A 22,204-nucleotide genomic window follows, 5' to 3' on the forward strand; every position below is an offset into this window, starting at 1 on the left:
GCCTGTGTTTGAGGTGAATGTGAATAGGTGTGATCCCGGCACGCGGTGGAACGGGTCGGTGCGGAGCGAACGGGTCGTTCTGCAACGGGCGTACGTGTGCGGTTGCCGGTGATGTGAGTGAAATGGTGACCGCATTCGGGCGCGACAATCCGTTGAGGGCACAGTAGTCCCTCATGGATTTGTGGTTGGATTCTTGCCACCGGAAGAAGATGCGCCACTACAGGGGTAGCGGGCCGGTGATGGAGTGGCAGGCGCCGACGGGCACAGGTAACAGGGTACGGCACGAGCGGCGTGAAACGCAATGTTTTTGGGGTTTTTGGACGGCCTTTTCTCACCTGTGTACTTTTATTTAGGGCTATACGGTGGAGGGGAAGTGTGGGGGTGGCAAGAGGGCATGAAAGAAGGGGTGGGCCGCACACACAAAGACCCACCCCTCAGTTTCCGGGTACTTGTTTTTGGCGCGGCCTCGCACCGGTACCCGGAGTTTCATGATCGATGCAGGAGAGATGAAACCATCGATCACTGTGTGGTGCCGTTCGGCACGTTTTGAATCGCGCATTCCGCACCCGAACGCATCCGTCTCAACCGTTGAACGGGAGGCCCGGTGCGTTGGGGCGAGGTATACACGAAAGCTCAGCGATTCCCTGGGGTTGCTATGCTAGCCCAGTCCTAGATAGCCCAGTCCTAGAGGAATTTGGCAATGTCCTCGACCAGAGGCTTGAGGGTCTCGCGGTCGGTGTATTCTGCCTTGCCGGTCTTGTAGCATTCGAGCATCTGCTTGATGCCCTCGTTGGGGTGCGGGTTAGCCATGAGCCATGCGCGCACCGGACCCTTGAGGGCGGTCTTGTGAGCCAGCGAAATCTTATCGAAATCGATGCCGCCACGCAGGTGGTAGACGGGACGACCCTCGGTCAGCTCGGGGGTGTAGCTCTTGGCTACAGCCTTGTCCAGTAGCTTCTTCGAGTACTCGCCAGTGAAGGATACGGTGAAGAACGCGGTGCGGTTCTTCTTCGGGGCGATAACCGGCAGAATCTTCTTGCGAAGGGCCGGGGCGCCATTGAGGAATCCACCATAGTCGCTACCTGCAATCACGAAGGCATCGAATGCCTCTGCCTGCTCGGGGGTTACCTTGGCGGCGGGGACAGTTTCAACCTCGGGGGCCTGCGGGAGTGCACGCAAATCTTCTGCCAGCCAGGTGGCATACTGTTCGGTGTAGCCGTAGGTGGAGCCGAAGATAATCAGCACGCGAGTAGTCATCTGTGTACCTTCCAGATATATTTCGCATTTCAAATACTAATTATTGCTTCCAATATATGCTAGGCGCGCGAAAATGTGAAATCGCCTAGCTGTGGAAGCCTTGTTCATTTTCTCATAGGTGACCGCGAGAGGGGACCCTGCCCTCTAAACACGCCCGAAGGTTAATGGGTGTGACCAATTATTACAACACTTATCTTCTCTGGGTGGAAAGTACCTTAAATAACGTATGCCGCGACTTTGTGCGGAACGGATGTCAATGAGAGCGATAGGGGGATTTTAGGTGCGAGGCGAAACACTGATTTCCCGAACAGAAAGACTGGAATAGACATACCCAAGAGGCTGTAAAACCCCTATAATTGAGGAAGAATCCCACGCCTTCGGCATGTTCCAATCTGTTGGAAAGCGTGGGAATGAGTGGGAGATTAGTAATGATCTTCCCTGAAAAACCGGCGTTTCCCCCTAAAGGGTGCGCGAAACAACACACAAAGGTTAGGTACATGAGGCGCGCAAAAATCGTTGCAACCATCGGTCCGGCAATCGAATCCCCCGAGAAGATCTCCGAGGCAATCAAGGCTGGCCTGAACGTCGCCCGTCTGAACATGAGCCACGGTGACCACGCCGAGCACCAGGCACGCTACAACACCATCCGCGAGGAGTCTGCAAAGCTTGGCAAGGACGTTGCTATCCTCGCCGACCTGCAGGGCCCCAAGATTCGCCTCGAGCGTTTCGCAAACGGCAAGGAATACCTTGAGCCCGGTGCAGACTTCACCATCACTTCCGAAGACGTTAAAGGTACCGCAGAAATCTGTGGCACCACCTACAAGGGCCTGCCCGGCGACGTGAAGCCCGGTGACAAGCTTCTCCTCGACGACGGTAAGATTCGCCTCGAGGCAATTGAGGTGACCGAAACCCGCGTTCGTACCCGCGTGGTCGTTGGCGGCCCCATCTCCAACAACAAGGGCATTAACCTGCCCGGCGCAGCGGTCTCCCTGCCCGCACTGACCGAGAAGGACGCAAACGACCTGCGCTTCGCGCTGAAGATGGGTGCAGACATCATTGCACTTTCCTTCGTTCGTACCGGTGCGGACGTTGAGCCCGTCCACAAGATCATGGAAGAAGAGGGTATTCGCGTACCCGTCATCGCCAAGATTGAGAAGCCCCAGGCAGTGGACAACCTGCAGGACATCATCGACAAGTTCGACGGCATCATGGTTGCTCGTGGTGACCTCGGTGTTGAATTGCCCTTCTCTGAGGTTCCCCTTGTCCAGAAGAAGGCTATCGACATGGCACGCCGCTGGGCAAAGCCCGTCATCGTGGCAACTCAGGTGCTCGAGTCCATGACCGATAACCCCGTTCCTACCCGTGCAGAGGTCTCTGACTGCGCTAACGCAATCCTCGACGGTGCAGACGCAGTGATGCTTTCGGGTGAGACCTCGGTCGGTAAGTACCCGATTCTGACCCTGCAGGCTATGGCAGCAATCGTCAAGGACACCGAAAAGGGTGGCATGTACCGCGTGCCCGAGCTGGACCGCAAGCCTCGCACCCGCGGTGGCGCAATTACCCGTGCGGCAGTGAACATCGCCGACCAGCTGGATGCAAAGCTCATCGTGACCTTCACCCAGTCCGGTGACTCCGCACGTCGTCTGGCACGTCTGCGTCCCGAGACCCCCGTGGTTGCATTCACCACCAGCTCGAAGGTTCGTTCCTTCCTGTCCATGCTGTGGGGTGTTGAAGCTGAGCAGGTTGAGATGATTACTGATCAGGAAGCTATCTTCACCTTCGTGGACGAGTACCTGCTCAAGAACGGCCTGGCAGAAGCTGGCGACCTGGTCGTCGTTGTTGCCGGTGCTCCCGCAGGTCGCGCAGGTACCACCAACATGGTTCAGGTGCACCGCGTCTCCGGTGCCGACGGCGAGCGTGAGGATCTGCGTCCTTACGAGGAGAACGAGGTCAAGCGCTAAGCCGCTAACGCTCTCTGAGAGGTAATCCGGGGTAGCTCCCGGAAGATACTGCTCGTTATATGGAACCGCCGCCCGGTCGTGAACTTTCACGGTCGGGCGGCGGTTCTTTGTCTCTGTAGTTGCCTCATCCGGTCTGCGTGTGAGGGTAGAAGCGGACACAGAAAAGCGGTGGAAAAGCTTGAAGCCTTTCCACCGCTTAGTTCGGTGCCCGAGGTGGGACTCGAACCCACACTCCGAAGAACCTGATTTTGAGTCAGGCGCGTCTGCCAATTCCGCCACTCGGGCGCGTCGCATGCGGAATGCGACATCTCTAAGATTCTAACCCAGGTGCTCTAGAAAATCTAATCATTGGCGGGGGAGGGGAAGGATGGAACGCTGTCCGGCATCTGCTGCAGGTAGCTCTGAACGTTGAGTAACGCATGGGAGGACGGAAAGCATCCGACGTGTTTGCCGGTGCTTCCTTGCTGTGCTCGCGGTGAACCTCGCGCATTATCCACAGGTAGAAGCGGGGGAGAATGCGCATATCCTGTATCCTTAAAGACTGACTAACCATCCCCGCACGCCCCCGCGGTGGGGGCCACCTCAACGTTAAGAAAGTGATCACGGATCGTGTTCAATTCTCTCTCCGACCGCTTGACGGCAACCTTTAAGAACCTGCGCGGCAAGGGCCGCCTCTCCGAGGCAGACATTGATGCAACCGTCCGCGAAATCCGTCGCGCCCTGCTCGACGCCGACGTCGCGGTGCCCGTGGTCCGCGAGTTTGTCGCCCACGTGAAGGAACGCGCCCTTGGTGCGGAGGTATCCGAGGCACTCAACCCCTCCCAGCAGATCGTCAAGATTGTGAACGACGAGCTAGTGAGCATCCTGGGTGGTTCTACCCGTCGCATCAACATGGCCAAGAGCGGCCCGACCATCATCATGCTCGCGGGTCTGCAGGGTGCCGGTAAGACCACCCTGGCCGGCAAGCTGGCCTACTGGCTGAAGGGCCAGGGTCACACCCCCATGCTGATTGCCTCTGACCTGCAGCGCCCCAACGCGGTGACCCAGCTGAAGGTCGTCGGCGAGCGTGCGGGCGTGCCCGTGTATGCGCCGCACCCCGGTGTGACCAGCGAATTTGACGTGCCCACCGGCGACCCCGTGCAGGTGGCACGCGACGGCGTGGCTGAGGCGCGCGCCAAGCTGCACGACGTGGTGATTGTTGATACCGCGGGTCGTCTGGGCGTTGATGCCGAGCTCATGCAGCAGGCACGCGATATCCGCGATGCTATCGAGCCGAACGAAGTTCTATTCGTCATCGATGCGATGATCGGCCAGGACGCCGTGAACACCGCTAACGCCTTCAACGAGGGCGTGGACTTCACCGGTGTGGTCCTGTCCAAGCTGGATGGTGACGCCCGCGGTGGTGCGGCGCTGTCGGTGGCTTCGGTGACCGGCAAACCGATTATGTTCGCCTCCACCGGTGAGAACGTCACTGACTTTGAACAGTTCCACCCGGACCGCATGGCAAGCCGCATCCTGGATATGGGTGACATCCTGACTCTGATTGAGCAGGCTGAAGCTCAGTGGGATAAGGCTGAAGCTGACCGTATGGCGAAGAAGTTCATCGATCAGGAAGACTTCACTTTTGAGGACTTCCTGGCTCAGATGCAGCAGATTCGTAAGCTTGGTTCCATGAAGAAGCTGCTCATGATGATGCCCGGTGCGGCTCAGATGCGTCAGCAGCTTGAGGCTTTTGATGAGCGCGAGATTGACCGTGTGGAGGCGATTGTTCGCTCTATGACCCCGCACGAGCGTGTGGCTCCGCGCATCATTAACGGTTCTCGCCGTGCCCGTATCGCTAAGGGTGCCGGTGTGACCGTGTCTGAGGTGAACCAGCTGATGGAGCGTTTCGCTCAGGCTCAGAAGATGATGAAGAAGCTCGCTTCGGGCAAGATGCCCGGCATGCCCGGCGGTATGCAGATGCCCGGTATGGCGGCTGCAGCGGGTGGCGCTCGTAAGAACGCGAAGAACAATAAGAAGAAGAAGGCCCGCTCCGGCAACCCGCAGAAGCGTGCGGCGCAGGAGGCGGCAGCAGCTAAGGCGCAGCAGGCTCGCGCCGGTGCTGCCTTCGGCCAGCAGGCACAGGACCAGCAGATGGATCTGTCCAGCATGAACCTGCCGAAGGGCTTCGAGAAGTTCCTGCAGTAGGAGCAGACGCAACCCCGTAAGGGGTGGTACGGGTGCGCATCGACTTGACGGTGCGCACCCGTACCGATATGGCGCCCGATGAGGGGGCCGAAGGGAGGGACAATGACTCAGAACGAGCAGAACGGGGAGCGCGAAAACCCGCGCCCCAGCGAGACTCAGCGTGGCGAAACCCAGTGCGGTGAAGTTCAGCCTGATGAAGCCCTGCCCGGCGAGGTACGAAGTGGTGACCTGCCGGGCGATAACTCCCTGCCCGAAGATGCCCCGGATCGCGATACCGTGGGTGAGGCCGCCTCGGATGGGACGGCTTCGGACCCTGGCTCGGCGCCCGAGCCCTCGTTTGAGGGCCGAGACGAGCATCTGCCCGGGCTCCCCGGGTACGTCCCCCTCTGGGTGCGTCTTGCCCTGGATTACGGCGAGAACTCTGCCGACGTCACCGGCGATCTGGTGTACTCCAGCGAGAGCGACGATCCGGCCGTCGACGATGTGACCGCGACTCTGTTGCGGCTTATCCGCGAGGCTCGCAGTATGCGCGGAATCGATCGGAACTCCGCCGCGGACCCTCGGGAGGATCGCACCCGGGTGGACCGCATCGCCGTTGACCTCGAGAACGAGGAGTGGACCGTCGACAAGCTTTCGGGCCTGTGGGATAGTGCTCCCGCCCCCTCCAATCCGGACGAATCTGTGAACCCCGAGCATCCGAAGGGCGAGGATAGCGAAACCGAGCCGCGGGGCAAGGAATCTGCCGACCGGAACCTGGAGCTGGAGGAAAAGATTCAGCGCCGCCGCATCATGGCGCGTTCCACCACCGATGAGGAGCTGATTGCCGCTCTCATCGAGGCTACGGCAGGCGACTCTGAGCTCATCGCCTACGAGCTGGGTGAGACTCAGGTACAGCTCCACGTGCTCTGCGCGGTGGACCCCGAGGGGTACCTGAACGTTCTGGAGGCGGCAGACGGCACGCTGAGCCTGGGCGCCCCCATTGAGGATTACGTGGCTCAGCTGGTTGAGAAACTCCCGGTCACCGGTGCCGCCATGGAGGGCGAGGCGACCGAATGGGAGGAACTATCTGACGGCCAGGGTGAGTTGGAATTCTATGTGGACGGCGATGCCGCCATGCTCGTCGACCTGCCCATCGACATGATTACAGGCCTTCTTCTGGCCTACCTTCCGGCCGGTACCCAACAGGTGGTGGCTGCTCCGGCAGGAGAATGGACCCTCATTTCGGCCGACCCAGTGGACCTCACAGCCCTGCTGGGGCTGTTGCGCTGTAATGCATTGATTGCTGAGGGCAACGTGAATCAGCAACACCTGGTGGTTTACGAGGAGCCCGCCCAGGAGCCCTACTCGGATGAGGAATGGTACCTGGAGGCTTTCGGCGAACCCTACGAGAACGTTGTGGAGGAGTTCCGCTGGCAGCGCGTGCCCAAGCGTCTGACTCGTGCCTTGAGCCTGGAGGAGCTGACCAGCTACGACGGCCTGCTGGAGGACCTACTTGCGGGTCTTCCCGGTACGGCCCCGGAGCTTGCCGGATCGAAGATTTTGGGGTCCGATGAGGAAGAGTGTGCGCAGAGCATCACTAATGTGATGGCGATGTTTGGTGTTGAGGCTGATTCTACGGCTGGCCGTCGTCTGAACGCGTACCTTCGCGATACGAGCAATACCTTGGCGTTGGAATCGGTCCTGCAGTTGCTGGATGTGCCCACTGAATTGGCGCTGGTGCCGACCGTTGGTTTTGATGTGGCGTCGATTAGCACGGCTCGTATCTTCGGTTCTGAGGATGAGGGCTTCTCGCAGCTGGCTGAGCCTGTCGAGGCTGAATCAGCTGGTGAATCCTCTGAAGCCGCGTCTTCTGAGGCGGTAGAGGTGTCCCTCCCCGTGGAAGACACCAACCCCGAGGCTGAGGCCACCGAGCCCGATTCCGCCGGCAACGCCTCCTCCGAGGTTAAGGGCGCTGAAGATGACGAGGAGATTGAGCCCTATCCGGACGGCTATACCTCACCTCTGGAGCGTAGCTATCAGCTGGTGGCGACCGGTCGCCGCGTGACCCTTGCCGAGTGGATGGACGCCATCAATAACGCGCACATTCCCTACGAGTACACCCACATGGGTTCGCCGGAGGGGTCTGCGCCGGATTCCTTTGTGGAGACTGAAGACGGCTATCTATCTCTTGACAGCACCCTGCATGAGGCTGACTCCGCGCCGAATGAGGAGCAGGGTACTGCGTCGCACGAAGCTACGGTAAGTCAGCAGACTCCCGAGGGGTTGGCTGCGCTTGCACTCCAGCATGATGCTGCGGCGAGCGATGAGCCTGCGCCGGACGCGCAAGATGCCGCACACCAGAATTCCTCTGTTCAGACCCCTGCTCCGCGTTCGCGCCGCAAGCGCCTGACCCCGGAGCAGATTCGCGCGAAGACTCGCCGCGTGGGGCTTGCCCTGGGGGCAGATGTGACCGCTCAGAGCGCTATCGCCCTGACCCTGGCGAATGTGGCGCGCCGTCGTCGTGCGCAGGGTAAGGCGAGCCGCAAGTTCTCGGTTGTTGCTGCACTTTTTGCCCTGAATGCTACGGTCGAGTCGGCTTTAATTCCGATGGTTCTGCATTCTTTTGAGCAGACGCAGATGAAGAAGCACGCCCATGAGGAATCTGGCCGACCCGCCGCGACCCCCGCGGAGGTTGTGCATCCGGGTGAGAGCGGGCGGGAACACCACCCCGCCAAGCGCACCCTGATTGACGAGCTGCGAGAGGGCAACTACCGCGCCGCGGAAGAGCCCGAGGAAGAATCGAGCCCGAACCCGAGCCTGCGCGAGCGAGTCTGGAATATGGTGCGTCGCGTGCGCGCGCCGAAAGAACGTTAAGGAGAGATACGATGAGGGATACCTACCTGAGCGATGAGGAGCTGAAGGCTTTTATCGCGACCCTGCCCACGCGTCGCCTGGCGGCCGGCGCGCTGATTCGTAATGAGCGCGGTGAGATGTTGCTGGTCAAGCCGAACTATAAGGATGGGTGGATTCTGCCCGGCGGCACCGTGGAGGCCGGCGAGGCGCCCAAGCCCGGGTGTGAGCGCGAAATCGTGGAGGAGCTGGGCCTTGATTTGAAGCTGGGCCGCGTGCTGCTGATTTTCCACGGCCTGGCCCTGGGTGTGTGGGGTGACTCCACCTACTACATGTACGACGGTGGCGTGATTGCGGCGGATACGAAGATTACCCTGCAGGACGCCGAACTGGTGACCTACGAGTGGGTGGCCCCGGAGAACCTGGAGGGCTACGTACGACCCTCGATGGTGCACCGCCTGCGCGAGTGCTACCGGGCCCTGGAGACGGGCGAGACCCTGGAGATGAGCAATCTAGACTAGCGGGGTTTTGCCGGCCTCTCCGCTGACCCTTTGCAGGCGGCGGAGGGGCCCGCGGCGATTAACCGCAATTAAATGTGCACGGTCGCTAGCTTAAAATCTTGGGCTCTGATACCCTAGCTGAGTACCCGGCGACGTGCGACCCCTCTCTTCGCACGCCGTTGTGTCCATAGAGGCGCCGTGAATGGCCCGCCCCACGGGTGCTGAACCGCGTGCCTCGCACCAAATTATGAAACAGGAGTAACCACTACAGTGGCTGTTAAGATTCGTCTCAAGCGTATGGGTAAGATCCGCGATCCTCGTTACCGCGTTGTGGTCGCTGATTCGCGCGTCAAGCGCGACGGTAAGACCATCGAGGAGATTGGTATTTACCACCCGACCGAGCACCCCTCGCGTATCGAGATCAACTCTGAGCGTGCTCAGTACTGGCTCTCTGTCGGCGCACAGCCGACCGAGCAGGTTCTGGCTCTGCTGAAGCTCTCGGGCGACTGGGCTGCATTCAAGGGCGAGAAGGCAGAGTCCAAGGTTCTGCCCGTTGAGGCTAAGGCTGAGTTTGTTGTTCCCGAGAAGGGTTCCGTGATTCTGCCCGAGGCTATCACCCCCAAGGCTGAGAAGGCTGAAGAGGCTGCTGAGGAAGCAGCTCCCGAGGCTGAGGCTGAGGAAGCAGCTGAGTAATCATGTTGGCTGACGCACTCGAACACCTGGTTCGAGGGATTGTCGATCGTCCGGAGGACGTGAAGGTGCGCCTGCGCACTCAGCGTCACCGCGAGACCCTTGAGGTTCGCGTGCATCCGGATGACCTGGGCCGAGTTATCGGCAGGTCCGGTCGTACCGCCAAGAGCATCCGTCTGGTGATGGACGCTATTTCTGATGGCGAGCCGATGCGTATCGACATTATCGACACCGACAAGAAGCGACGCTAGCTCGTAACGTTTGAAGCGCCCCCGTTTCCGGGTTTCCGGAGGCGGGGGCGTTCGTGTACCCGGATGTCTGCTCCGATTGGTGGGCTGGGTGGTGAATGCGTCCGCTCATGGTGCCCGGTAGAATAGGGGGAGCCGTGCAGACGCGCGGCGTATATTTGGCTTGTACCCAGCGGAGGAAAATTATGCAGGTTGTGGTGGCTCGTATCGGTAAGCCGCACGGTATTCGCGGCGAGGTGACGGTTCAGCTTTTCACCGATGCCCCGCAGGAGCGTTTCGCCCGCGGTGAGGTGCTCGGCATTGAGAACTTTGTCCCCGGTTCGGCTGCTGCTTCGGTGGCCCCTACCGGTGAGCTGACGGTCGCCGGCGCCCGCTGGAACAAGAAGATTCTGGTGGTCCGCTTTGACGAGGTGACCACCCGCAACCAGGCGGAGGAGCTGCGCGGCACCCGCCTGGTCTACGAGGTTCCCGAGGACGACGGCGAGGAGGAGGGCTTCTACGAGCAGGAGCTCGTGAACCTGCCCGTGTACCTGCTCGCTGACGTACCCGAAGGCGAGAGCCCCGTGGACAACCCGGCTGTGGGTAAGCCGCTGGGTAAGGTGACCGGCCTGCAGACCATGCCGGTTCAGGATCTGCTGCTCATTAAGCTGGCTCGTTCGTCGCGTCTTGCCTCCGGCGCGGGCGAGGAGATCATGATTCCCTTCGTGGAGGAGATCGTGCCCGAGGTGGTTCCCTCCACCGAGGAGGAGCCCGGCTTCGTGTTGCTGACCCCTCCGGCGGGTTTGATTGACCTGGTCGAGGATGCTGAGCAGTCGACCGAGCAGGCGGGGGAGTAGTCCGTGCGCTACGATGTGGTCACGATTTTCCCCGAGTACCTGGAGCCGCTGAAGCTGTCCCTGCTGGGTAAGGCGCGTGAGAAGGGCCTGGTGGACCTGCACCTGCATGATTTGCGTGAGTACACCTTTGACCGTCACCGCACGGTGGATGACACCCCGTACGGCGGTGGCGCGGGCATGGTCATGAAGCCGGAGCCGTGGGGCCTGGCGCTGGATGAGGTGCTAGCCTCCTCCCCGTTGAACGCTACCGAAGATGCTGCTGAGGGCGCCAAGTCTGAGGGTACCGAGCCCGCCGCCGATACCCCCGCCGATACCCGCCCGCTGCTGATTGTCCCGTCCCCGGCGGGTGCCGTTTTCGACCAGGCAATGGCCTATGAGCTGGCGGAGGAGAAGCACATTGTCTTTGCCCCGGCACGCTACGAGGGCATTGACGAGCGTGTGATGGACTGGGCGCAGGAGAGCTTCCGCGTAATGCCCGTGTCCCTGGGCGACTACGTGCTCTACGGCGGTGAGGTCGCGGTCATGGCGATGATTGAGGCTATTACCCGATTGATTCCCGGTGCGATGGGCAACCCCGCCTCTCTGGAGGAGGAGTCGCATACGGGTGGTCTGCTGGAGTATCCGGTGTACACGAAGCCCGCCGTGTGGCGTGACCGTGAGGTTCCGGAGGTGCTGCTGTCGGGTAATCACGGCGCGATTGCGCGTTGGCGTCGTGACCGTCAGATTGAGCGCACTCTGGAGCGCCGCCCCGATCTGTTGGAGGCGTACCCGGTGGAGCAGTGGGATAAGAAGGATCGCCGCTTCTTGGCTGAGCGCGGGGTGCATTTTGCGAACCCGGCGAAGGCGGCTCAGAAGAAGGCAAAGCAGCAGAAACGCATCGCCGAGGCTGCGGCTCCGGAGCCCGCATCGTCTGAGGTTTCGACCCCCAAGGCTGGTTCTGCATCCTAGTTCGATAGCACGGAGTGCGCCCGGGTGGTGGGTATTTGCGGGCTGTCAATACCCGGGGTACAGAGGTGCTTATTGCGATAAAAGCCCAGGTCAGGGCTTGATTGCGGGAATAATCAACGTGTACCCTAGGAAAATCAACCGAGTTGATATACGTTCAATGAAAGATTCGGTGAATCTTCAATCAAAATATGACACTTTAATGCAAAAAGGTTATGATTATCCCGAGAACAGACTTCTCCTGTACCGGTAGTGCGGGTGAAGCGTGTAATCCCTTCTTGGCTGAACTGCATGATTCAGCTGAGTTTTATCTCGGGGATAGATGTCGTCATCACTCGGGTGCATCCTCTGCATAGGATGCCCGGTCTGAGAGCCTCATTCATCCCGGTGTTAATCAGTGGTGCATGGTATGGGCACCCCGCACTTATGGGATGGTAGCTTGGTGGTTCGAGCGTTCATCGTGGTTGATGGCCCTCCGTCGCGCGGGTAAAAGTACCGATGCTTACGGGTGAGCATCCAATGGTCCGGATTGGATGCCCACCCGTTCCGCTTTTTAAACCCCCGCTTTACCCGACCAGCGCGTCCGGCTCCCAGTGCTTCTGAGGTACGGGGCGCTCGCGGAACTCGATGGGCCGCTTGCCCTTTGGTAGCGAGTACATGACGCGCAGGTACGCATCCTCCACCAGCTCTTCTAGCACCCGCTCGGTTATGCCCTCACCCGCACCCACGGAAATCCAGTGCCGCTTGTTCATGTGCCAGGCCGGAATGATGCTCGGGTAGATGCGCCTCAGCACCTCGGACTCCTCGGGGTCGGTCTTCAGGTTCACGATGGGGTAGCCGATGCCCTCCGTGTACATGGCGAATATCTTGCCGCCGATTCGGTACACCGTGTGTTCGGGGCCGAACGGCTGATCGCTCGTGGCCAGTGGCATGGCGAGCGCGAGGCGGTCAACGGTGCGTTCCAGGTCCTCGGGTGTCAGAATTTTGGGGGAGGGGTTTGTGCTCATAGCTTTGAGTCTAGTGCCCGCGTGGTACTTCGCATAGCATGGAACCTAAAACTCTCGTACCCTCAGCCGAATCCACGCTAGAATAGGTAACTATGGCTGAATTTATTTATCAGATGATCAAGGCCCGCAAGACTGTGGGCGACAAGGTCATCCTTAACGACGTGACGATGTCGTTCTTCCCCGGCGCCAAGATCGGTATGGTCGGCCCGAACGGCGCGGGTAAATCGACCATCCTGAAGATTATGGCTGGCCTCGACCAGCCTTCCAACGGCGAGGCACGCCTGACCCCCGGCTACACCGTGGGCATCCTGCTGCAGGAGCCGCCGCTGAACGAAGAGAAGACCGTTCTGGGCAACGTTGAGGAGGGCGTGGGCGAGATTAAGGCCAAGCTCGACCGCTTCAACGAGATTTCCGCCCTCATGGCTGAGCCCGATGCTGACTTCGACGCCCTCATGGAGGAAATGGGTCAGCTGCAGGAGGCTATTGACGCCGCCAACGCGTGGGACCTGGACTCCCAGCTGGAGCAGGCTATGGAGGCGCTGCGTTGCCCGCCCGCCGACATGCCCGTCACCCACCTCTCCGGTGGTGAGCGCCGCCGCGTGGCACTGTGCAAGCTACTGCTGCAGAAGCCTGACTTGCTGCTGCTCGACGAGCCCACCAACCACCTGGATGCAGAGTCCGTGCTCTGGCTGGAGCAGCACCTGCAGTCCTACGAGGGTGCGGTCATCGCCGTGACCCACGACCGTTACTTCCTCGACCACGTGGCCGAGTGGATTGCCGAGGTTGACCGCGGCAACCTCTACCCCTATGAGGGTAACTACTCCACCTACCTGGAGAAGAAGCGCTCCCGCCTCGAAGTTCAGGGCAAGAAGGACGCCAAGCTTGCCAAGCGCCTGAGCGAGGAACTGGACTGGGTTCGTTCGAACTCGAAGGGCCGCCAGGCTAAGTCGAAGGCCCGTCTGGCTCGCTACGAGGAGATGGCTGCGGAGGCTGAGAAGACCCGCAAGCTCGACTTCGAAGAGATTCAGATTCCGCCGGGACCCCGCCTGGGTAACGTGGTTATCGAGGCTGAGAACCTGCAGAAGGGCTTCGACGGCCGCTCCCTGATTAACGGTCTGTCCTTCTCCCTGCCCCGTAACGGCATCGTGGGTGTGATTGGTCCTAACGGTGTGGGTAAGTCCACCCTGTTCAAGACCATCGTGGGCCTGGAGCCCCTCGACGGCGGCACCCTGAAGGTGGGCGAGACCGTGAAGATTTCGTACGTTGACCAGAACCGCGCGAACATCGACCCGGAGAAGACCCTCTGGGAGGTCGTCTCTGACGGCCTGGACTACATTCAGGTCGGCAACGTTGAGATGCCTTCGCGTGCGTACGTTTCCGCGTTCGGCTTCAAGGGCCCGGACCAGCAGAAGAAGGCGGGTGTGCTCTCCGGTGGTGAGCGTAACCGTCTGAACCTGGCGCTGACCCTCAAGCAGGGCGGTAACCTGCTGCTACTCGACGAGCCCACCAATGACCTGGACGTTGAGACCCTCGCATCCCTGGAAAATGCGCTGCTGGAATTCCCCGGCTGTGCAGTGGTCGTCTCTCACGACCGTTGGTTCCTGGACCGCGTGGCAACCCACATCCTGGCGTGGGAGGGCACCGATGAGAACCCGGACCAGTGGTACTGGTTCGAGGGTAACTTCGAGTCCTATGAGAAGAACAAGGTGGAGCGCCTCGGCCCCGAGGCCGCTAAGCCGCACCGCGTGGTGCACCGTAAGCTGACCCGATAGGGTTTGATTCGGTGGTGAGCCCCGCCTCCTCAAGCTGTTGAAGCACGGGGAGATGGGGCTTCGCTGTGCCCGTCGCTGTATCTGTCTGTGTGCCTGCTTGCTGGGATGCGGGCGAGTGAACCGTCCGCTGTTCGCCGGTAGATATAGGTTGTCCTTTGATGTTCAGCAGATTATGGTGCGGTTCACAGATGGGGTTTAATGGGCATGTACAACTCATATGTTTGATACGAAGGATTGGATGTCATGCTTTCAAAATATAACTGGATGTCCCTCATTACCGGAGTGCTGCTGGTGGTCATCTCTCTATACCTGTTCTCGAACCCCGAGGTGCCGCTGGCTATTCTTGGCTCAACCTTTGCCGTCGTGATTCTGCTCGCCGGTGTGTTTGAGCTGGTCCGCTACTTCGGCGCTCCCAAGTCTGGTCGTAATGTATGGGAGCTCGTTGGTGCGTTGGGTATGCTCGCGTGTGGATTGGTTCTGCTGAACTCGACGGACGGTACCACGATTCTGTCGATTTTCATGGGAGCCTGCCTGCTGATTTGGGGCGGCGCCCGTATTTATGCCGCACTGTTGCTGAAGGCTGTCATTCCCGGTGCATCTCGCCACATGCTGTTCTCTGCTATTGGCGTCGTTGTGTTTGCTATGGCGATGATTTATCTGCCCATGTTCTTCGGCGTGGCGGCGGTATGGATGGCTGCCTTGGCACTTCTGGTGACCGGTCTGGTGTTTGTGGGTGACTTCTTTGTATCCCGCCGCACCAAGCGCACTGTGCACATTTCCCCGGACGGTGTGATTGACGTCGAAGCTCGCTAAGAGCTTCCAGGCAATATCTAGAACATAGAAAGACCGTGTGAGGTAACCACTTCACACGGTCTTTCTGTATGCTTTGACGCTTATGCCGAGGCTATAGCGGTACTGTGTTTTATCGGTATTCCGGCAGGCGGAACATCATTTCCTGCGCTACGGTCGCCACCAGCTCGCCCGAACGATTAAAAATTGAACCCTGCGAGAGCATGCGGCCACCCTGGGCACTCGGGGAATTCAGTACGTACAGCAGCCACTCATCGGCGCGGGCCGGGCGGTGGAACCACATCGCGTGATCCAGCGAGGCACTCTTCAGCCCCGGTTCCAGCCAGAACTTGCCGTGACGGCGCAGGGCGGGCTCCAGGGGCAGGTAGTCCGAAGCGTAGGCAATCGCGGCGCGGTGCTCTGCATCCGAAGCCTCGGAACCATCAGCGTGCACCAGGCGGTCAAAGGTCTTGAACCACACGCAGGCGCGCGGCTGTGTCGAAGAGGAATCCGGCTGAGTGTACAGGGGCGCATCCACATGGCGCATATCAATCGGGCGTTCCCAGGCCACCGCCTGCGCAATCGGATGCGGCAGCTCGCCCAGGTAGTCGCTGACCTTCGGCAGTGACTCGGGCTCCGGGACCTCCGGCATGGTCACCGCGGTGTGCTCGGGGCCGCGGCTCTCGGCCTGGAAAGACATAATGGCCGAGAACATGGGCGCCTCATCCTGAAACACCTGCACGCGGCGGGTCGAGAAGGAACGGCTATCGTTCAGGCGCTGCGTGGTGAAGAACAGCTCGCGCTCAATATCGCCGGGTCGCAGAAAGTACGCGTGGATGGAGTGCAGGGCCTTCCCCTCAACCGTACGGTCGGCGGCAATAATCGATTGGGCGAGCACCTGACCACCAAAGGTGCGAGGCTGCTCACGGGTGAGGGTGACGCCGCTGAGCACCTCATCGCTACCGAAGGAGGCGGGGGTCGCCTCGACGGGGGAGAGGTCCAGCATCCTCATGAGGTTCTGAGTCACAGTGGGCTTAGTCATGCTTTCATTTTCCCACGTTTTCAGAGGGGCCGAAGGTGGCGTAGAGTGGGAAGGCACACTCTGAGACGCGCGCGGCCTGCATCCGATGCGTCTCGGTGAAGAGATAGAGAATAACCCAAGGAGCTACGATGAGCACCCCGTCCGAGAAGAATCCGACACCCGCCGCAGAAGATGGCACCCGCGCACCCATCGAGCTCAAGTACAACCCCCACGAAGGTGTGGAGGAACCCTACCTGATTCTGCCCGGAGGCACACACGGCGCCGCCGTAGTGAAGGACCTGGCCACCTATATCTCCCGCGCCCTGGCGGTCAACCCGGATGCGGCAATTCGCCTGACCGCCCGCGGCCGCGTGCTGGCTGTCTTCGCCTGCTCCCTGGAGCCCGAGGATGCCTCCTCGAACGCACCCGTCATCATGGGGATGCGCGCCCTGCACCTCGCCGCCGAATCAACCCTGGACATGACGGTTCAGGCCCAGGCCCTGCAGGAACGCCTGGCTCGGCTGCAGAAGCAAGCCGAACAGCAGAACCCCGAGCTTGTGCTGTACATGCCTCCGGTGACGGTCAATGCCGGCTGGACTGGTAAGGCCACCCCCGTGCGCGGCTGGTCCGAGGTCGGCACCGTGCCGGTCGAGGAGTTCGCCCGCGCCACCGCCGAGGGCCTGGAGGCCGTAGACCGCGCCCTGCCCGAGAACCCGGGAGCTGCAGTTCTGACGACGGTGCGCTCGCGCATTTGGTCCTCGCCCATGGTGCTGGAGTACCTGCCCGCCTTTGATGGCGTGCAGGTGCCCACCGGTGCCGCCTTCGCCCTGCGCGTGTATGGTTTCATTCCCGAGGGCTTTACCGGTGAACTGCCGGTCTTCGCCGCCCGCGTGGGCTCGGACGAGTGGCTGCGCATCGTGGCGCCGGCCGGTATGGTGCTGGTGCGCCGCGGCTCCGGTTCCCTGCTCTAGTTCCCAGCCCTAGGGCGCACGTTTGCCGTATTCAGACCCGTAGCGCCCGCATCTATCTCTCACCCCCCTGCGGGCCCCGGTTCGCAAGGGGGTGAAATGCATCTTAGGAACGATTCGTAGGGCTTAATATACGGCCGCTGACGAGACAAAACTTTACGGAAAGAGGTAACCTAGGAAGGCTACACCCGCACCGGGGTGTGGTGAACGCACCGATAAACCAGCCACACCGCACGGGAATCCTTCCGCCGCGCCGTCACCGGGCGCATCCTTCCCGCGCGGATTGAAAGTGAGACCCCTCATGGACCTGATTGCAGTCGATATCGACGGCACCCTTGCCAGCAACCGAGACCAGATGGACAAGTATCTAAGCGGTTTCTTCACCAGCTACCGCCGCTTTTTCAAGGCCATTCGCCACGCCACCGTGAACGTTGAGGTGGCCGATAGCGTACGCGATATGGCGGAACAGACCGGCGCGCAGATTGCCGTGATTACCGGCCGCGACGGCACCTACATGAAGGAACTGAACGAGTTCATTGCCCGCGCCGACATTGACCCCAAGTATGTGATTGCCAAGCCCGGCCGCGATCAGTCCGGCACCGTCGCCTGGAAGAACTCCATCCTGGATTCCCTGGAGGCAGACGGCTACCGCATCATCCACGCCTTTGAAGATAACGAGCACGAGGTATACCTGCGCCGAGGCATCCCCGTGACCTGGGTGGCCTCGATTCGCGACTACGTGGGCGAGTGGCATTACGAGCCCATTGGCATTGACCCCGTCGCCTGGGCCGCCGAACAGCGCGAGAAGCAGGCCGCCCGCGAGCGCCAGCAGCGCCGCCTGGCCGATGGTGTGCGCGCCCACAAACGGGCTGAGGCGCAGAAGGACCAGGGCCTAGCCGCGTAAACCTCCCCGGTTTATAGGCCCCCGGACGCAACCGGGGTGCACCGGAGGGTGGCTGACGAGCTCTGCATGACCCCCCCAATGATTGCCCGTAGCGCGAGGCGCCGGAAAGAATCTCTCTTTCCGGCGCCTCGCGCTATGCAAAAGAAGATACGGGGTTAGGAGGCCAGCAACTCGCGCATCCGCGCGGCGAAAGGGGCCGCCATCTTGTACTGCGTTTCGTCCTTTAAGTGCAGGCCGTCGGCCATATCGCCCTCGGCCAGGTACAGGGTCAGCCAGTCCGAGGTGTCCATGAAGAGCACGCCGGTATGCTGGGCCACGACCTTGGCCGCCTCGTTGGCCGTGTGACGCTTGTGAGCTTTCTGCGGATCGGGCGCGGCGGACTCGCTCATCGACACCACGCCGCCGAGCACAATCTTCGAGGAGGGGTACATGCGTTGCAGCTGCTGGATGACCCGCGTCTGACGGTCCTGCGTCTGTTCCGTTGCCTTCATCTCGTCCTCGTTGACGTACATGTCGTTGCCGGAGGCATCCAGGTAAATCACGCCGGGGGTGCCGCCGGGCAGGGCCCAGACGCTTTCCATCACGCCCTGGTAGTAGGAGGGGCAGGTGCCGGGGCGGGAGGCCACGAAGCCAACGCCGCCGCACCGGAACATGTGGGAGGTGAAGCCCGCTTCGGAAAGGCCCAGACCAACCCACGAGGTCGGCAGAACCTGTGAGTCGCCGATGACGAGGGCGTCTTGCGTGCCCAGTACCGCGGTGCTTCGGGGCACGTTCATGGCGGTGTCCCAGTAGAGTTCGGCTTTCTCGAAGGTTGTGTAGATGATTCCGTTCTCGGAGCGCCAGCCGGTCGGTAGCCCCTCGAGGCCAGCAAAATCGCTGTACTCGCGCTGCTTCCACCAGTGCGAGTAGACGCCGGAGTGCATAGCAACCGCGCCGTGAGCGGTGGTGTGCATGACCACACCGCCCTGGTACTGCTGCACCGTGACGTCGGCGGCATCCGGGGAAGCGGTAAAGGGCTTCTGCGTCTCACCCACCGGGTGCGCGCCTTCCGCGCCGAAGGCCTCCTGCGCGACCCGGTCCATCTGCTGCGCCACGGTTTCGGGGGTGGGTTCCGCCGAGGGGCTCTCGGAGGGGCTGGCCGCCGGGCCCGTCGAGGCGAGGGCCGAGGAGTCCGGGTGGAGTGCGTGGGCGGTGGCCGCGGACGCGTCGGGGGTGCTGGAGCCCTCGGCGGCGTAGAGGCCGAGGGAGCCCAAAGCGAAGACGCCGAGGACGGCGCCTACCGTGGTGACGCGTTTGAGATGGGGCCGGGTAGAAGACATATCTACAGTGTACGGTAGGCTCAACCCCAAGTGGAGAGCTTTTCTGAGGGGTTTATTCAAAAACACCGAAAAATATGCACCATAGTGCCGGTAATTTGCTCACCTCGGTCCCGGATCTAAAAGCTCTCCGTTTCCCCGCTCATGTGCAGGGAGCCGATACTCTCTCGGATACGGAAACACCCCCTCCGCCCCGGCACCGCGCGGGTGCTTGATGCCTGGGGAGAGGGGGTGAGAGGGGGCCTTGAGCGCGGCACGTTTCGAGCGACTCGAGTGAGCCACTTGCGCCAACGTCACGCCGACGGAATGATACCTAAGCTATCGATACTAGATATCGGCAGCCTGAACCTTCAGCGCACGAGCCACGCCATCGCGTGCCTCAGCAATCTGACGGTACAGAGCGGCAGCATCCTCAGGCAGAGAAGCCAGGTAGGCTTCGGTGCGCTCGAGCAACTCAGCAGTCGGCTCACTCGGGTACATGCCACCGATGATCTGCATCGAAATCTCGTGCGAACGCGAACGCCAGATGCCCTCAATCTGCTCGAAGTACGGCTCGTGGTACTGGGCAATCAGCTCGGGCTTGCCGGACTTGAAACCGGCAATGGCGTAACGCTGAATCATGTTCGACAGCTCGCCAGTGACCATAATCTTGTTCCAGTACTCAGCCTTAGCCTCCGCAGTCGGAATAGAAGCATAAGCCTGAATTGCGTACTGCTGACCGTTTGCGGTGTTGTCGTTCTCCAGCTCCGCAGCGATCTGCTCGGCGGAGAAACGGCCACCGGTGGCCAGGCGGCACACCAGGTTCCAGCGCAGGTCAGCATCAATCTCCAGGCCCTCGAGGGTCAGCTCGCCCTTGAAGAGACGCTGCACGTTGTCGTACTGGTCCTCGGTGCGGGTCTGGTTGATGAACGCCTGCAGCAGCTGCAGCTGAGCGTCCGAATCGGGCTCTGCGACGCATGCCAGCTCCCAGAGGCGGTCAGCGGCACGGTGGCGGGTCTCCTCGCGAGCCTCGGGAGCCACGAAGGAGTGCAGGGTAGCCGACAGGTTGTTAATCTGGGTGCGCAGGGCGGTGGAGTTGGTTTCCTTGCCGATGTTGTTCAGCACCAGGTCAACGTACTTGCGGGCCGGCATCTGAGCGTCACGTACGGTGTCCCAGAGCGAGCCCCAGACCACGCCGCGAGCCACGGAGGAATCAATGTCACCCAGGTGCTTGATGGCGGTCTCGATGGAACGCTCATCCAGGCGAATCTTGGCGTAGGCCAGGTCCTCATCGTTGAGCAGCAGCAGGTCGGGGCGCTTCTTGCCGATGGCCTCCTCGACCACGGTCAGCTCACCGTCGATGTCCAGCTCGATGCGGTCGGTGCGGGTCAGCTTGCCGTCCACCAGGTTGTAGAAACCAATCACGGCACGGTGCGGGCGCAGGGTTTCGAAGCCCTCAGCGTAGGACTGGCGGATACCCAGCGAAGAAATGTTGCCCGCCTCGTCATTCTCCACCTCAACGGCGAGGGTGTTCACGCCAGCGGTCTCAAGCCACTTAGCGCTCCAGGCGCGCACGTCACGGCCGGAGGTGCGCTCCAGCTCCACCAGCAGGTCGTCCAGCACGGTGTTGCCCCAGCTGTGCTTGTCGAAGTACACCTTCAGAGCGGCCATGAAGTTCTCCTGACCAACCCAAGCCACCATCTGACGCAGCACCGAGGCGCCCTTTGCGTAGGTGATGCCGTCGAAGTTCACCTGAACATCGGCAAGGTCGCGAATCTCAGCCACAATCGGGTGGGTCGAGGACAGCTGGTCCTGACGGTACGCCCAGGTCTTCTCCGACGCAGCGAAGGTGGCCCACGCCTCCTTGGCGTAGCGGGTGTTCTCCGCTGCGGCCAGGGTAGACATAAACTCCGCGAAGGACTCGTTCAGCCACAGATCATTCCACCACTTCATGGTGACCAGGTCGCCGAACCACATGTGAGCCAGCTCGTGCAGAACGGTGATGGCGCGGCGCTCGCGCAGGGCCTCCGCAACCTTGGAACGGAAGACGTAAGTCTCCAGGTAGGTCACGCAGCCCGCGTTCTCCATTGCGCCGGCGTTGAACTCGGGCACGAACAGCTGATCGTACTTCTCGAAGGGGTAGGGGGTCTTGAACTGCTCCTCGTAGAACTCGAAGCCCTGGCGGGTCAGCTCAAACATGTCCTCAGCATCAACGAAGGGCATGAGGGACTTGCGGGCGTACACGCCCAGCGGAATCACGCGACCCTCAGAGTTGGTCAGTTCGCTGGTGACCTTCTCGTAGGGGCCGGCCACAATAGCGGTGATGTACGAAGACATGCGCGGGGTCGGCTTGAAGAACCAGGTCTTCGCACGGCCGCAACCGCACTCCTTGTCCTCGACCTTCACCTCGGGCTGGTTCGACACAACCACCCAGTGCGAGGGTACGCGCACCTCAAACTCGAAGGTGGCCTTCAGGTCGGGCTGTTCGAAGACGGGGAACACGCGGCGGGAGTCCGGCACCTCAAACTGGGAGTACAGGTAAATCTCGCCGTCGGCGGGGTCCACGAAACGGTGCAGACCCTCACCGGTGTTGGTGTAGAACATCTCGGCTTCGATCTTCAGAACGTTCTCAGCGGCCAGGTTCGGCAGCTGGATGCGCTCGCCGTCAGCCAGGTCGGTGCTGAGCTCTTCGCCGTTAAGGTTAATGGACTTGACCGAGGAGGTGATGGCGTCGATAAAGGTGGAGGCACCTTCCTGTGCGTCGAAGCGGATTTCAACGTTCGAGGTGAAGACATCCTGATCGGTGCGCAGGTCGAGGAAGATATGGTAAGAGTGAACGCGCTTGATAATGGATGCGCGCTCAATCGCCTCATCGCGGGTTAGGTTTAGGCCGGGCATTGGATTCCCTCTCCATAGAAGTGACACGGCGGACGGTGGCGCGGCGTGCCGTCCTGACACGCCGACGCGGTGCCCGGGTGTGCGCATCCGCAGGTGC

Annotated in this window: 17 protein-coding genes and 1 tRNA gene; 12 read left to right on the plus strand and 6 right to left on the minus strand. The window is 61.1% G+C overall.

The genetic code is table 11. The features are described 5' to 3' along the window. Positions 1–684: 684 nt before the first annotated feature. Positions 685–1,257 carry a flavodoxin domain-containing protein gene (locus JX292_RS07615; protein ID WP_204863166.1) on the minus strand — a complete coding sequence of 191 codons (573 nt, stop codon included), beginning with the start codon at positions 1,255–1,257 and terminating at the stop codon, positions 685–687. 497 nt (positions 1,258–1,754) lie between these two features. Between JX292_RS07615 and pyk the strand changes: the two genes are divergently transcribed. After that, positions 1,755–3,218, plus strand: a complete 1,464-nt coding sequence (gene pyk, locus JX292_RS07620) for a pyruvate kinase (protein ID WP_204863168.1) — start codon at positions 1,755–1,757, stop codon at positions 3,216–3,218. Between the two features lie 205 nt (positions 3,219–3,423). On the opposite strand, the gene JX292_RS07625 is transcribed toward pyk, so the two are convergent. After that, positions 3,424–3,503 (minus strand) — tRNA-Leu (locus JX292_RS07625). Between the two features lie 324 nt (positions 3,504–3,827). On the opposite strand from JX292_RS07625, the gene ffh reads away from it, so the two are divergent. The 7 genes from ffh to trmD all read left to right on the plus strand — a co-directional run bounded on the left by ffh (position 3,828) and on the right by trmD (position 11,456). Continuing rightward, on the plus strand, positions 3,828–5,405 hold the full coding sequence (ffh, locus tag JX292_RS07630) for a signal recognition particle protein (protein WP_204863169.1): 1,578 nt from the start codon (positions 3,828–3,830) through the stop codon (positions 5,403–5,405). 102 nt (positions 5,406–5,507) lie between these two features. Continuing rightward, entirely contained in the window at positions 5,508–8,258 is a 2,751-nt protein-coding gene (locus tag JX292_RS07635) for a hypothetical protein (RefSeq protein WP_204863170.1), read from the plus strand. A gap of 11 nt (positions 8,259–8,269) precedes the next feature. Beyond that, the gene (locus tag JX292_RS07640; RefSeq protein WP_049343813.1) at positions 8,270–8,755 is read left to right on the plus strand and encodes an NUDIX domain-containing protein; all 486 of its coding nucleotides are present in this window, start codon (positions 8,270–8,272) and stop codon (positions 8,753–8,755) included. Positions 8,756–9,004: 249 nt separating this feature from the next. Then, positions 9,005–9,427 carry a 30S ribosomal protein S16 gene (gene rpsP / locus JX292_RS07645; protein ID WP_049358453.1) on the plus strand — a complete coding sequence of 141 codons (423 nt, stop codon included), beginning with the start codon at positions 9,005–9,007 and terminating at the stop codon, positions 9,425–9,427. Between the two features lie 2 nt (positions 9,428–9,429). Next, on the plus strand, positions 9,430–9,675 hold the full coding sequence (locus JX292_RS07650; RefSeq protein WP_005505691.1) for an RNA-binding protein: 246 nt from the start codon (positions 9,430–9,432) through the stop codon (positions 9,673–9,675). Between the two features lie 182 nt (positions 9,676–9,857). Then, a complete protein-coding gene (rimM, locus tag JX292_RS07655; RefSeq protein WP_204863171.1) occupies positions 9,858–10,508 on the plus strand; it encodes a ribosome maturation factor RimM in 651 nt (216 codons plus the stop codon). A 3-nt stretch (positions 10,509–10,511) separates the two neighbouring features. Next, positions 10,512–11,456 (plus strand): tRNA (guanosine(37)-N1)-methyltransferase TrmD, encoded by a 945-nt coding sequence (trmD, locus tag JX292_RS07660; protein WP_239653696.1) that lies wholly within the window; start codon positions 10,512–10,514, stop codon positions 11,454–11,456. A 563-nt stretch (positions 11,457–12,019) separates the two neighbouring features. Here trmD and JX292_RS07665 read toward each other — a convergent pair. Then, positions 12,020–12,460, minus strand: coding sequence for an MmcQ/YjbR family DNA-binding protein (locus tag JX292_RS07665; RefSeq protein ID WP_204863172.1), 441 nt, complete (start codon positions 12,458–12,460; stop codon positions 12,020–12,022). A 92-nt stretch (positions 12,461–12,552) separates the two neighbouring features. On the opposite strand from JX292_RS07665, the gene ettA reads away from it, so the two are divergent. Both ettA and JX292_RS07675 read left to right on the plus strand, forming a co-directional pair. Further along, the gene (gene ettA, locus JX292_RS07670; protein ID WP_204863173.1) at positions 12,553–14,232 is read left to right on the plus strand and encodes an energy-dependent translational throttle protein EttA; all 1,680 of its coding nucleotides are present in this window, start codon (positions 12,553–12,555) and stop codon (positions 14,230–14,232) included. Positions 14,233–14,475: 243 nt separating this feature from the next. After that, the gene (locus JX292_RS07675; RefSeq protein ID WP_204863174.1) at positions 14,476–15,045 is read left to right on the plus strand and encodes an HdeD family acid-resistance protein; all 570 of its coding nucleotides are present in this window, start codon (positions 14,476–14,478) and stop codon (positions 15,043–15,045) included. Positions 15,046–15,154: 109 nt separating this feature from the next. Here the strand turns inward: JX292_RS07675 and JX292_RS07680 are convergent, their stop codons facing one another. After that, a complete protein-coding gene (locus tag JX292_RS07680) occupies positions 15,155–16,063 on the minus strand; it encodes an acyl-CoA thioesterase (RefSeq protein WP_204863176.1) in 909 nt (302 codons plus the stop codon). A gap of 128 nt (positions 16,064–16,191) precedes the next feature. Between JX292_RS07680 and JX292_RS07685 the strand changes: the two genes are divergently transcribed. Both JX292_RS07685 and JX292_RS07690 read left to right on the plus strand, forming a co-directional pair. Beyond that, positions 16,192–17,013, plus strand: a complete 822-nt coding sequence (locus tag JX292_RS07685; protein WP_204863178.1) for a transcriptional regulator — start codon at positions 16,192–16,194, stop codon at positions 17,011–17,013. Between the two features lie 298 nt (positions 17,014–17,311). Beyond that, entirely contained in the window at positions 17,312–17,914 is a 603-nt protein-coding gene (locus JX292_RS07690) for a peptidase (RefSeq protein WP_204863179.1), read from the plus strand. A 155-nt stretch (positions 17,915–18,069) separates the two neighbouring features. Here JX292_RS07690 and JX292_RS07695 read toward each other — a convergent pair whose 3' ends face one another. Together JX292_RS07695 and pepN are read right to left on the minus strand one after the other, a co-directional pair. Further along, positions 18,070–19,233 carry an SGNH/GDSL hydrolase family protein gene (locus JX292_RS07695; RefSeq protein ID WP_239653697.1) on the minus strand — a complete coding sequence of 388 codons (1,164 nt, stop codon included), beginning with the start codon at positions 19,231–19,233 and terminating at the stop codon, positions 18,070–18,072. 324 nt (positions 19,234–19,557) lie between these two features. Beyond that, positions 19,558–22,107 carry an aminopeptidase N gene (gene pepN, locus JX292_RS07700; RefSeq protein ID WP_204863180.1) on the minus strand — a complete coding sequence of 850 codons (2,550 nt, stop codon included), beginning with the start codon at positions 22,105–22,107 and terminating at the stop codon, positions 19,558–19,560. Positions 22,108–22,204 lie beyond the last annotated feature (97 nt).

Source organism: Rothia mucilaginosa (assembly GCF_901875305.1).
Taxonomy (GTDB): Bacteria; Actinomycetota; Actinomycetes; order Actinomycetales; family Micrococcaceae; genus Rothia.